Genomic DNA, 13,437 nt, shown 5'->3' on the forward strand with positions numbered 1-13,437 from the left:
AGGCGCGGCGATCGCACGCGCCTGCATGACTCTTCAATAACTGGCTTCACTCGACCGGCACGCGCCCTGGACGGCGGCGCTGGATCGGGTGCTGTTGCTTGAGCAAGGCCTGGCGCTGCTGCAACTGGTCCCGCTCACGCAGGTATTGGATATCCCGTGCCTTGCTCAGCAACGCCGCCAACGGCGCCTGGGTATCGACCACCATCAGCTCGAACACCGCCTGCAACTGCTCGAACAGGCACGTCATGTCTGCCGCGGTATAGAGCCCTGCATCGCATTTCAGGCCGAGGTAGATGCCCTGTGGCGCATTGACGAACTCGGCCACCAGGTCCAGCTCCGCCGCGGCCCTGCCGGCAGCCACCGGCTGCACGTCCAGGCCGTCGATCGACAACGGCTGGTCAAGGCTTTCCTGATAGATGAACTTGATGCTGAACAACGGCGAACGACCGGCACGCCGGACCACCCGGAGCGCCTCCACCAGGCGCTCGAAAGGCAGGTCCTGGTGATCCGAGGCACCGATGACCGTGCTCCGTGTCACCTGCAGCAGATCGCTGACGCACTGTTGTTCCTCGACACTTATCTGCAATACCAGTTGGTTAACGAAGAAGCCCACCAGATCTTCAACGCCGGCGTGATTGCGGTTGGCGATATCGGTCCCCAGACGAACCCGTGAACTGTCACTGCGCTGGCCCACTACCAAGGCAAAACCTGCCAGCAACAGCATGTACAGAGTCACTCCCTGGGCACTGGCAAAGGTGCGCAGCGCCTCGCTCTGGGCAGCCGAAAAATGGAATTCGTGGAGATCGCACAAGGGTGAAGGCGCCTGCCCGGGCTGCACCGTGGCACTGGCGGGCAAGCGCGTAAGGTGATGGTCATCGCCCAGGACCTCACGCCAGTAATCGAGCTGGCGCTGCAGTTCACCGCCTTCGAGCCATTTGCGCTGCCAAACGGCGAAATCCACGTATTGCAGGGCCGGCTCCGGCAACGGACTGGCAATGGCGGTTCGATGAGCGTGGTACAGGCTCACGAACTCGGCCGGCAGAATGCCGAACGACCAATGGTCGGCGACGATGTGATGCACAGTCATGAGCAGCAGGTAGCGTTGCGGCTCCAGCCGCAGCAGGCGTACACGCATCGGCGGACCGGCGATCAGGTCGAAGGGCTCCCCGGCCTGTTGCTGCAACTGCCGTTGGGCCATGGCCTCGCGCTCGGCCAATGGCAAGGCGCACAGGTCATCGAACGCGAACGATAGCGGCAGGTGGCGATGGACGTGCTGCCAGCTCTCGCCTTCGACCTCGCTGTAGGTAGTACGCAATACCGAATGCCGCTGCATCAGCGAATCAAAAGCTTGCCGCACCGCGTCGATATCCAGCTCTCCACGCAGCTCCAGGGCCCGGGCAATGTTGTACATCGAACTCTGCGGCTCCAACTGCCAGAGGAACCACAAGCGCTGCTGGGCAAAGGACAACGGCTGCGGTCGCGAGTCATCCACCCGCAGCAGGGCCGGAGCCGCTGCTGGAGCATCGCCGGCGCTCAGGGCAGCGACAAAGGCCTGCAGCTCCGGCGCGTCGAACAAGGTCCGCAGCGCGGCCTGCAAGCCCAGTTCATGCCGCACCCGGCTGATGACCTGAGTGGCCAGCAGCGAATGCCCGCCCAAAGCGAAGAAGTTGTCCTGCAAGCCGACTTGCTCAACCTCGAGCACGTTCTGCCAGATAGCCGCCACTTGCTGCTGCAGCTTGCTGCGGGGGGCCACATACGCTTGTTGCAGGGCACTCAAATCAGGCTTGGGCAAGGCCTTGCGGTCCAGCTTGCCGTTCGGGTTGAGGGGCAGGCGCGGCAACAGCAGAACGTGGTTCGGCAACATGTAATCCGGCAGCTTTTCCTTGAGCCCGGCCTTGATCAGCGCGCAACGCTCGGCCTGTGCCTGAGCATCGCCCAGGCCGTCGTTGGTATCTCCAGGCAACGCAGAGGGCACCACATAGGCCACCAGTTGCATACCGTTGTTGGCCGGCACGGCCAACACCACCGCCTCACGCACATCCGGCCGAGCCGACAGGCGCGCCTCGATTTCCCCCAGCTCGATACGGAAGCCGCGGATCTTCACCTGATGATCGATGCGGCCGATGTACTCGATCGCCCCTTGCGGGTTGTAACGCGCCAGGTCGCCACTGCGATACAGCCGGGCGCCGGGCTGACGGGCAAAGGGGTCGGGGATGAAGCGTTCGGCAGTCAGTCCCGGCCGGTCAAAATAGCCCTGGGCCAGGCTCGACGCAGAACCGATGCACAGCTCGCCGGTGCCGCCTTCGGGCAGCGGATTGAGGTCGCCGTCGATGATCCGCAGGGCGCGGCCGATGATCGGCTGGCCGATCGGGATGCCGTAGACCTCGCTGGCATCCTGTTCCCGGCAGTCGTGGACACTGGAGACCACCGTGGCCTCGGTCGGGCCGTAGGTATTGAGCAGGCGCACGGCCCCGAGGCCTGCGGCGTGCCACAGGCGCAAGCCCTCCACCGACATCGCCTCGCCGCCAACATGCACCTGGCGCAGGCGCCCCAGGCTGCGGATACCGTCAGCCATGCATTGCTTGGCCAGCAAGTGCCAGTAAGCCGCCGGCAGGTCGGCCAGGGTCACGCCCTGGCTGACGATCACCGCCGCCAGTTGCTCGACGGCCCAGGGCTCGTCACCGCGCATTACCAGTGCCGCGCCGAGGCACAAGGCCGGGTAACACTGCTCGACGAAACCGTCGAAGCTGAATGTTGCGAACTGCAGCACCTTGTCAGTGGCGGTGAGCGCCGAGTAATCCGCCGCCGCCTCGCAGAACGCCGACAAGGCCCGGTGATCGATCGCCACGCCCTTGGGGACCCCGGTGGAGCCCGAGGTGTAGATCACGTAGGCCAGGTCTTGCGGGCAGGCCCTGTTCTGCGGATCGGCGCTAGAGCACTGGCTCAATCGTTGCGCAAGGCTCGGCAGGTCCCAGTGCAGCACGCTTTCGGGCAACAGATTCGCGGCCCAGGAACCGGTATCGCTGAGCAGCAGGCTCAGGCGGCTGTCGGCGATCATGAACGCCAGGCGCTCTTGCGGGTATTGCGGGTCCAGCGGCACATAGGCCGCGCCACTCTTGAGCACTGCCAACAAGCTGACGATCAGTTGCGGCCCGCGCTTGAGCGCCAGGCCGACCCGATCCCCCGGGCCAATCCCCTGGGCCTGCAGGCAATGAGCCAGGCGGTTGGCCTGGACGTTCAACTGTCCGTAGTCCAGACGTTCGGCATCGACCACCAGTGCCAGCGCCTCGGGCGTGGCCGCAGCCTGCGCCGCGATCCTCTGGTGCACCAGCAAGGCCTGCGAGCCCATCAGCTCGACCACTTCGCTGCGCTGCAGCAGGTCCTGGCGTACCGGCTCGGTGAGCAATTGCAGCGCCCCCAGCGCCATGCCGGGATCATCCATGAACTGCTCCAGCAAATGCCGCAACTGAGCACAAAAGCCCTGGACCTGATCCGCGCTGAAACGACTGCGCTCATAGCTGAAGTCCAGGCTGAGGCACTCGCTCAACTCAATGCCCAGGGTCAGCGGATAACTGGTCTGCTCGTGGTTGGCCAGGCCGGAAAACTTCAGACCTGCTGGCGCCCCCTCCTTCAGCGCCTGGGCGACCGGGAAGTTCTCGAACACCAACAGACTGTCGAACAACGGCGTGCCTTGCTGCCCGGCCCAGCCCTGGACCTCGTAAAGCGGCACATGCTCGTATTCTCTCAGGCCCAGATTGATTTCCTGCATCTGCTCCAGCCATTGCCCCACGCTGCACTCCGAGCGGGGCTGGCAAATGATCGGCAAGGTGTTGATGAACAGCCCCAACTGCTGTTCGATACCCGGTAGCGGCGCCGAACGCCCCGCCACGGTGGCGCCGAAGATCACGCACCGCTGCGCGCAGTAACGCTGCAGCAACAACGCCCAGGCGGCCTGCAGCAAGGTGTTGAGGGTGACCTTCTGCTGCCGGGCGAAGCTTGCCAGGCGCTGCGTCATGGCTTGATCGAAGCCTTCCAGATACTGTCCATAGCCACTGCCCGATACCGGCTTGCGCACCCCGTCGGCCAGCAAGGTCGGCGAGTCCATCGCTTGCAGCCGCTGGCTCCAGAACTGTTGCGCAGCCTGGGCCGGCTGCTTCTGCAACCAGCCCAGATAGTCACGATAGCGACCCGGGGCAACCGGCAACTGCGCGCCGGCGTACAACTGGATCACTTCGGCCAGCAGGCTGGCGTTGCTCCAGCCATCCAACAGCAGGTGATGGCAGGTGTAGATCAGGTGCCAGCTGTTATCTCCAAGTGGCACCAGCAACAGGCGTAGCAGCGGCGCCCGGTGCAGCTCGAATCCCTGGCGGCGCTGTTGCTCGGCCAACAGGTCGAGATCCACCGGAGCCGCCTGCAGTATCTGCAACGGTACCTTGACCTGGCTTCTGACCAATTGATGAGCCGTGTCCAGCCCTTCCCAGTGCACGCTGCTGCGCAGGATCGGGTGGCGGTCCAGAGCGCCCTGCCAGGCATCGGCAAAGCGCTGCGGATCAAGGCCATGGATGTCCAGGCGCAACTGGTTGATGTACGCCTGCTCCTGGGGTTCGTAGAGGGTATGAAAGAGCATGCCCTGCTGCATTGGCGTCAGCGGGTAAAGGTCCTCGATCGCGGCGGCGGGCACCGGCAGCTCGTCGAGCTGCTGCTGGGAAATCCGCGCCAGCGGGAAGTCCGAGGGCGTAGCCTGGGCCTGGGCCAGGCCGCAGCAGTGCTCGATCAGCGAATGCAGCTCGGCAAGGTAGTCATCAGCCAGTCGCTGTACGCTGGCGTCGCTGAACATCTCCTGGCTGTAGCCCCATTGCAAAGCCAATTCGCCACCAAAGACCTGCCCCTCCAGGGTCAGCCAGTTGGCCAGAGGAGCCTGTGGGTCCTGGGCCTGGCCGCTGCTTTGGCTGGCCGGTGTCCATAGCGCATGCTCGTCGAACTGGCGATCGAACTGGCCCAGGTAGTTGAAGGTGATCCGTGGCTCCGGCAAAGACGCCAGAGCCTGACGCTGGGCCGGAGTGCCCAGGTAGCGCAGCAAGCCGTAGCCCAGCCCTTTGCCGGGAATCGCGCGCAATTGTTCCTTGATGCCCTTGATCGCAGTTCCGGCCTGCTCTGCAGGCTGCAAGCGCACCGGGTACAGGCTGGTGAACCAGCCCAGGGTGCGGGTCAGGTCCAGCTCATCAAACAGGTCTTCGCGCCCATGCCCCTCCAGCTGGATCAGCGCCGAAGGCTGTCCGGTCCAGCGGCACAATACGCGAGCCAGGGCCGTCAACAGCAGGTCGTTGACTTGAGTGCGATAGGCGCTCGAGGCCTGCTGCAGCAGTTGTCGGGTCAACTGCGCCGGCAGGCGCGACTCGATCTTGCGCCCATGACGATTCTGCAATCCGCCCGCCGGGTTATCGCAGGGCAAGTCACCCGCCCCGGCCTGCTGCGCCATCCAGTACGACAGCTCGGCTTCGCGCCGTGGCGCATGTTCCTGCAAACGACGGGCCCATGCCTGATAGGCGCTGGTCTTGGGCGGCAGTTGCAGTGGCCGAGCCTCTGCCAACTGCCGGTAGGCCTGTTGCAGGTCTTCCAGCAGCACACGCCAGGACACGCCATCCACCACCAAGTGGTGGATCACCAACAGCAGTTGCTGGCGGCCGGACTCGTGCGCAAGCAGAACTGCGCGCATCAGGGGGCCAGCCTGTAGGTCCAGGCTGCGCTGGGCCTCATCGCACAACGCCGCCAGAGCCTGATCATCCGCCACCCGGCGCTGCCACAAGTCGAAATGGCCAGCGGGCTCGGCGTACGCCTGCTGCCAGCCAGGCGGCGAGAAAGCAAAACGCAGGCGCAATGCATCGTGATGATTGACTAGGTGCAGCAGCGCCGCCTGCAACAGCTGCGGCTGCAGGTGCTGACGCGGATCGAGCAGCAACGACTGGTTCCAGTGCCCGGGTCGAGGCACCTCCTGGGCCAGGAACCAGTGCTGTACCGGGGTCAACGGGACCTCGCCGGCCACCGGCCCCTGGTCGTTCTGCGGCAGATCGTCGAGGACCGCAACCTGAGCCAGACTACGCACGCTCTGGTACTGGAACAGGTCCCGGGGGGCCAGGCGAATCCCAGCCTGACGGGCGCGGCTGACCACCTGAATCGAGATGATCGAATCACCGCCGAGCTCGAAAAAGTTGTCGTCCAGGCCCACCTGGTCCAGCCCCAGGACATCGCGCCAGACTCCCGCCAAGGCCTTCTGCATGGTGTTTTCCGGAGCCACGTAGGTCAGCTGCGGTGCCGCCTCTGGCAGCGGCAAGGCTCTGCGGTCGAGCTTGCCATTGGCGGTCACCGGCAGGCGCTCCAGGGCCAGCAGATGATGGGGCACCATGTACTCCGGCAAGCTGCCGGCCAGCCATGCCTTGAGCTCGTCGCGCCACGCCTCGGCAAGCCCTGCCTCTTGTAACACCAGATACGCCACCAGGTGCTTGGCGTTCTGCACCAGCACCACAGCCTCGCGTACACCGGGGTGCTGCATCAGCCGGGCCTCGATTTCACCCAGTTCTATACGCAGTCCACGCAGCTTGACCTGATGGTCCAGACGCCCCAGGTACTCGATCACGCCGTCAGCACGCTGGCGCACTCGGTCACCGGTGCGGTACAGCCGCGCACCCTGATGAAAAGGGCAAGGCACAAAGCGCTCGGCAGTCAAAGCCGGACGTCGGTGGTAGCAGCGCGCCAGACCAATGCCTCCCAGATACAGCTCGCCAGCGACACCCGCCGGAACCGGCTGTAGCTGGGCATCCAATACATGGGTGCGCAGGTTGGCGATCGGCCGGCCGATGGGCACGCTGCTGGCGCCCTCATCGACGCAGGTCCAATGGGTGACGTCGATCGCCGCCTCGGTCGGGCCATAGAGGTTGTACAAGCCAGCGTTCGGCAGCCGGGCAAACACCTGCTGCTGGGCATCCAGGGGCAGCGCCTCGCCGCTGCAGACAATGCGCTTGAGGCTGGTGCAGGCGGTCACGCCACTGTCGTGGATAAACGCCTGGAGCATCGACGGCACAAAATGCAGGGTACTGATCTGCTGCTCGGTGATGGTCTGGATCAGCCGCTCCGGTTCACGATGGGCGCCCGGGGCGGCCACCACCAGGCGCGCGCCGGTCATCAGCGGCCAGAAGAATTCCCACACCGAGACATCGAAGCTGAACGGGGTTTTCTGCAACACCGCGTCGCTGGCGTCCAGGCCATAGGCCTGTTGCATCCAGCACAGGCGGTTGACCAGCGCCGCATGGCTGTTGCCGGCGCCCTTGGGCTTGCCGGTGGAACCCGAGGTGTAGATCACGTACGCCAGGTTCAGCGGATCGAGTGGCAGTTGCAACGGGCTGTCGCTGTAGGCATCCAGCCAGTTCTGCTCCTGGTCCAGGGTGATGACCTTGAGCCCCTGGGCCTGAGCACCAGGAACCGCCAGCAACGGCTCCAGCGAACTCTGGGTCAGCAACAGGCGGATGCCGCTGTCCTCGATCATGTAGGCCAAGCGGTCCTGGGGGTATTCAGGGTCCAGCGGCACATAGGCGCCACCGGCCTTGTGGATCGCCAGCAGGCCCACGACCATCTCGATGGAGCGCTCGATGCAGATCCCCACCAGCCCATCCGCCGCCACGCCCTGTTCACGCAGCAGACGCGCCAGCTGGTTGGCCCGGGCATCCAGTTCGCCATAGCTCAGCTGCCGTTCGCCGAACACCAGGGCGCAGGCCGCGGGGGTGCGCCGGGCCTGGGCTTCGATCAGTTGGTGCATGCACTGCCCGGTGGGGTAAGCGACCCGGGTGGCATTCCACTCGTGCACCAGGGTCTGCTGCTCCTCGGCATCGAGCAACGGCAACTCGCCAATGCGCTGTTCAGCATCGCCCAACATGCCTTGCAGCAGCGCGGTCCAATGGCGCGCCATGCGGGCGATGGTGGCGGCGTCGAACAAGTCGCTGGCATAGGTCAGGGCAGCATGCAGCTTGCCGGACTTCTCGTAGGTGTCCAGGGTCAGGTCGAACTGGGTGGTGCGGCTCTGCCATTCCACTACCCCCAGCTCCAGCCCGGAGGCGGTCTGCACGGTACTGATGTCCGCCACTTGCGGCTGATGGTTGTACATCACCTGGAACAGCGGCGTATGGCTCAGGCTGCGCTCCAGCTTGAAGGCTTCCACCAATTGCTCGAACGGCAGGTCCTGGTGAGCCTGGGCACCCAGGGCGGCTTCCTTGACCGCCTGCAACAACTCGCCGACCCGGGTCTGGCCGCCAAGCTCGGTGCGCAGTACCTGGGTGTTGACGAAGAAGCCGATCAGCCCCTCGACTTCCGCGCGATTGCGGTTGGCAATGGGTACGCCGACACGGATATCACCCTGGCCGGTATAGCGGTGCAGCAGCACGTTGAAGGCGCCGAGCAACAGCATGAACAGGGTCACGTTGTGCTGTTTTGCCAGCGCCCGCAGCTGTTCGGCCAACTGCGGCTCTATCGCGAAGTCATAACGGGTGCCGCGGTAGCTGGGCATCGCCGGGCGCGGATGATCAATGGGCAGTTCCAGCACCGGATGCTCGTCCCCCAGGCGTGCCTGCCAGTATTCAAGCTGCCGCGCCTGCTCACCGGCCTCCAGCCAGCGACGCTGCCACAGGGCGTAGTCGCGGTACTGGATCGGCAACGGCGGCAGTTGCGGTGTCTCACCTCGTTCGAAGGCGTCGTAGCAGCGGATGAACTCATCGATCAGCACGTTCATCGACCAGCCATCAGAGACGATGTGGTGCAGGGTCAGCAACAGTACGTGCTCCTCGGTGCCGAGCTTGAGCAGCTTGACCCGCAGCAGCGGCCCGCTGCCCAGATCGAACGGCAGCAGCGACTGGCGCTGGGCCTCGGTCGCCACGGCCTGCTCGCGCCCGGGCGCATCGATATCACTCAGATCCAGGAACTCCACAGGCAGAGAAATATCCGCAGGCGCCTGCTCCAGGCTGTCGTCGGCATGACGCTTGAACACCGTGCGCAGGGTTTCGTGACGGACGACAAGGCTGGCAAAGGCCTGCTCCAGCGCCGAGCGATTCAACACGCCGGTGAGGCGCACCGCCCCGGGCAGGTTGTAGGCGCCGCTCTGCGGATCCAGTTGCCAGAGGAACCACATGCGCCGCTGGGCGTAGGACAGCGCGTGACGGTCCTCGACCAACACGTCGGCGGGGATCGGAAACAGCGAAAAGTCGATGTTTTCCGCTCGCAGTCCGTCGAGGAACAACCGCCGTTTCTCCAGCGGCAGCTCGATAAACCGGCGAGCAAGTTTCAGGGACTTTTCAGCGTTCATCTGGGTTCATCCGTACATGTTGGGTATCGAGCTTTGGCTCGGCTATCCCTACGAAACGGATGGGCCAGGGGAAAAATTAACCGTGGGCGCAGCACTGCGGCGCCGGTGCGATCGGTAAATTCCAGGGCTTGCGGCTCGTCAAATCAGGACCTTCTCTTTAATAAGGTCGCGATCATGTCCTCAGCCACTTCACTGGCCAGCTCACTGGCAAATGGCTTGCGCAAGCTGGTAGGCGCCGGCGCCCAGCAACCCCGGGGCTACCGGGTAATCAACGTCGAGCTCAAGCAGCGCATCCACCTCAGCCCGTCCATGGCCCGCCTGGTGTTTACCGGCGAGGACATCGCCCAAGCGCGCACCCTGGCACCGGACCAGCGCATCAAGCTGCTGTTTCCCGGGGCCGATGGCACGCCCTCGCAACTGCCGGTGGAAGGCGACTGGCAGGCGGCCCGGCGCAAGCTGCCGGCCGAGCAGCAACCGCCGATGCGCACCTACACCATTCGCGCCCTGCGCCTGCACCCTGCGCAAATGGATGTGGATTTCGTCCTGCACGGGGTCAACGGCCCGGCCTCCGCCTGGGCCACCCATGCCCGGCCCGGCGACCGCCTGCAGATGGTGGTGCCGAACAAGGCCTACAGCGGCGACCCCGGTGGTTATGAATGGCTGCCGCCGGCAGGGATCCGCAAGGTGCTGTTGATGGGCGATGAAACCGCGCTGCCGGCGATTGCCGGCATTCTGGAAGAACTGCAGGGTTATCCGGACCATCCGGATGTGCAGGCGTTTATCGAAGTGCCCTATGAAAGCGATTGCATCGACCTGCGCTGCCACCCGCTGGCGCGGATCAACTGGCTGCCCCGGGACCTGCTGGGCGCACGCCATGGCGAAACCCTGATCCATGCCGCCCGGGAGCTGGCCGAACTGCCGCCGGCCAACAGCCAGCGCCGGCCGATCAAGGTTTCCGAACGCAACGACGAACAGCGCCTCTGGGAAACCGCCCAACCGGCGGACAACGATTTCTACGCCTGGGTGGCCGGCGAGTCGGCCACGGTGATGAACATTCGCCGCCACCTGATCAACGAGCGCGGCCAGGAGCGTCGCAACCTGACCCTGATGGGCTACTGGCGCCTGGGCAGCTCCCTGGGTTGAGCCCCACCAACCGCCCCACCCTCTTCCCTGTAGCCGCTGCCGAGCCCGCGAAGCTGCACAAAGGCCCGCCGGGCCTTGCTTGGCGATCGCCAGCCGAACCCCTGGCGAACCCGGGATTTTTGCGCCCCTGCGGGCCGTGCGCAGCCTGCGCCAGCGGCTACAGCGAGCGAGTGTGTAGCCGCTAGGAAACCGCGGCTACCGGTTGCAGGTGGCGGCGGCGATGCACCTCCAGATGGCCCTTGAGCAGGCTCAGCACCTTGGCCTCGTGCTCGTGGATGAAGAAGTGCCCGCCCGCCAGCATGTCCACCGAAAAACTGCCGTGGGTTTCCTTGCTCCAGCCGATCAGTTGCTCGGTGGTGGCGCGATCCGTCTTGCCGCCCAGCACATGCACCGGGCAATTGAGCAGTGGCCGTTGCACCGGGCGAAAGCGCCCGCACAAGAGAAAGTCGGCCCGCAGGATCGGCAAGGTCAGGCTCATCAGTTCCTGGTTGGCCAGCACTTCTTCACTGGTGCCGTTGAGGGTGCGCAACTGTTCGATCAGTTGCTCATCGGTCTTGGGCTCGGCAAACCCCCGGTCGTATTCGGTGCGCAGGGTCGGCGCAGCAGTGCCCGAGGCGAACAGCGCCACCGGCTCCGGGCACCCCAGGGCGCGCAGGGCATGGGCCAGTTCGCAGGCCAGCAAGGCGCCCAGGCTGTGGCCGAACAGGGCGTAAGGGGTGCGCAGCGTGCCCCGGATTTCCAGGGCAAGCTGCCGCGCCAGCTCGCGCATGTCGGTGTGCAGCGGCTCGGCATAACGGGCGCCACGCCCGGGCAGCTCCAGCGGTTGCAGGTGCAGCCACTGCGGCAGCTTGCGACGCCAGCGGCTGTAGACCATGGCGCTGGCGCCGGAATACGGCAGGCACAGCAGGTTCAACTGAGTCACGGTTATTCCCTCGACGGATGGACGCTAAAGAAACGCAGCACGAGGGGAACAAATTAGTCCACCGATCAGCTCAGCGCATGCGTCGATAGCTCTGCAACGCCGCCCCCAGTACCACCGCGCCGCCCGCCAGGGCCAGCCAGAAGCCGCTGCGGGCGCCGAACTGGTCCACCAGCGCTCCGGACCCCGCGGCCCCCAGGGCCACGCCGATGCTCAGGCCGGTGACCAGCCAGGTCAGGCCCTCGGTGAGCTTGGCCGGCGGCACGCTGCGTTCCACCAGGGCCATCGCGACGATCAGAGTCGGCGAGAAAAACAGCCCGGCAACGAACACCGCCAGGGACAGGCCGAGGATGTTGCTCGCCAGCAGCAGCGGCAAGGTGGTCAGCGCCGTGGCGATACCGCCGTACATGAACAGCCGGGGCAAGGGCGTGGCCAGTTTCAGGGCGCCAAAGGCGATGCCCGCCAGGCATGAGCCGATGGCGTACACCGAGAGCACGATGCTCGCCGCCGCCGGCTGCCCCTGTTGCTGGGCGAAAGCCACGCTGACCACGTCCACCACCCCGACGATGGTGCCCATGGCGGTCATCAGCAACAGCAGCAGGCGGATTTCCACCGAGCGAATGATCGAGCCAGCGTGCCCTTCCTCGTGAGGATGGACCGGCGGCTCGGTGCTCTTCTGCATGACGAACACACTGGCCCCCAGCACCAGCATCAGCAGCGCCGCCAGGGGCCCGGCTTCGGGAAACAGACCGACGCTGAGGCCCACCGACAAGGGCGGGCCGACAATGAAGCAGACCTCATCGAGCACCGACTCCAGGGCATAGGCGGTCTGCAGCTGCGGCTGGCCGCGGTACAGCTCGGTCCAGCGGGCACGGACCATGGCCGACATGCTGGGCATGCAGCCGGCCAGGGCGGCGCAGAGGAACAGGGTCCAGTGCGGGGCCTGCAAGCGGGTGCACAGCAGCAGGGCCAGCAGCGCCCCGCCCCCCAGGCCAGCGGCCAGGGGCAATATCCGGCTCTGGCCGTAACGGTCCACCAGGCGCGATACCTGGGGCGCGCAGAACGCCGTGGCCAGGGCGAACGTCGCCGCCACCGAGCCGGCCAGGGCGTACCCGCCGTGCAGTTGAGCCAGCATGGTGATCAGGCCGATGCCGGTCATGGAGATCGGCATGCGCGCGATCATCCCGGCCAGCACAAAGGCCCGGCTGCCGGGGGCCTTGAACAGTTCGCGGTAGGGGTTTGCCATTTACAACGACTCCTTGGGGGGCTGCAACTTGCCACAAAGGGCAGGCACAGTAGAAACACATACGCCTCGTATGTTAAAAATCATGTAAACATACGCCTCGTATGTCAACCCGCCATTTGTTGGAGAACTGTGTCCATGAGCAGCCGCCCACGCGCCGCGATGATCGAGCAAACCCGCGCCAGGCTGATTGCCAGCGCGCGCCAGGCCTTTGCCCGCCTGGGCTACGCCAAGACCTCGATGGACGACCTGACCGCCGAAGCCGGGCTGACCCGGGGCGCGCTGTATCACCACTTCGGTGACAAGCAGGGGTTGCTGGCGGCGGTGGTGGAGCAGATCGACAGTGAAATGGATGAGCGCCTGGAGGCCATTTCCGCAGCGGCCAGTGATCCCTGGCAAGGCTTTGCCCAGCGCTGCCGGGCCTACCTGGAAATGGCCCAGGAAGCCGAGATCCGCCGCATCGTCCTGCAGGACGCCCGGGCCGTGCTGGGGCAACGGCAGCCAGCCGAGGAACACTGCATCGACTCCCTCAGCCGCCGCCTGCAAGCGCTGGTCGAAGCCGGGCTGATCACGCCCGCGCCGAGCCAGGCCCTGGCGCGCCTGATCAACGGCAGCCTGGTGGACGCGGCGCTGTGGATCGCCGCCGCCGAGCAGCCCGGGCAACGCCTGCAACAAGCCCTGCAAGCGCTTGAGCTGCTACTGCGCGGGCTGCAACCACCGCGCTGAACTGAACTCCTGAACCGCGTCCGGGGTCAGCACAACAGGGGCCACTGATGCGTTGCGTGT

5 protein-coding genes are annotated in these 13,437 nt (G+C 65.4%); 2 read left to right on the forward strand and 3 right to left on the reverse strand.

Annotated features, from left to right (window positions below; translation table 11 throughout):
• Positions 1-46: 46 nt before the first annotated feature.
• Positions 47-9,346, reverse strand: coding sequence for an amino acid adenylation domain-containing protein (locus AC1RGE_RS10705; RefSeq protein WP_492584196.1), 9,300 nt, complete (start codon positions 9,344-9,346; stop codon positions 47-49).
• Between the two features lie 174 nt (positions 9,347-9,520).
• On the opposite strand from AC1RGE_RS10705, the gene AC1RGE_RS10710 reads away from it, so the two are divergent.
• Positions 9,521-10,489 carry a siderophore-interacting protein gene (locus AC1RGE_RS10710; RefSeq protein WP_342402283.1) on the forward strand — a complete coding sequence of 323 codons (969 nt, stop codon included), beginning with the start codon at positions 9,521-9,523 and terminating at the stop codon, positions 10,487-10,489.
• A gap of 181 nt (positions 10,490-10,670) precedes the next feature.
• Here AC1RGE_RS10710 and AC1RGE_RS10715 read toward each other — a convergent pair whose 3' ends face one another.
• Positions 10,671-11,411, reverse strand: a complete 741-nt coding sequence (locus tag AC1RGE_RS10715) for a thioesterase II family protein (RefSeq protein ID WP_015636428.1) — start codon at positions 11,409-11,411, stop codon at positions 10,671-10,673.
• A gap of 70 nt (positions 11,412-11,481) precedes the next feature.
• Positions 11,482-12,654 (reverse strand): MFS transporter, encoded by a 1,173-nt coding sequence (locus AC1RGE_RS10720; RefSeq protein WP_492584198.1) that lies wholly within the window; start codon positions 12,652-12,654, stop codon positions 11,482-11,484.
• Between the two features lie 135 nt (positions 12,655-12,789).
• Here AC1RGE_RS10720 and AC1RGE_RS10725 point away from each other — a divergent pair, with 135 nt between their 5' ends.
• Positions 12,790-13,377 carry a TetR/AcrR family transcriptional regulator gene (locus tag AC1RGE_RS10725; protein WP_011062380.1) on the forward strand — a complete coding sequence of 196 codons (588 nt, stop codon included), beginning with the start codon at positions 12,790-12,792 and terminating at the stop codon, positions 13,375-13,377.
• Positions 13,378-13,437: the final 60 nt, after the last annotated feature.

The organism is Pseudomonas sp. GW823-FHT02C05, assembly GCF_058797595.1.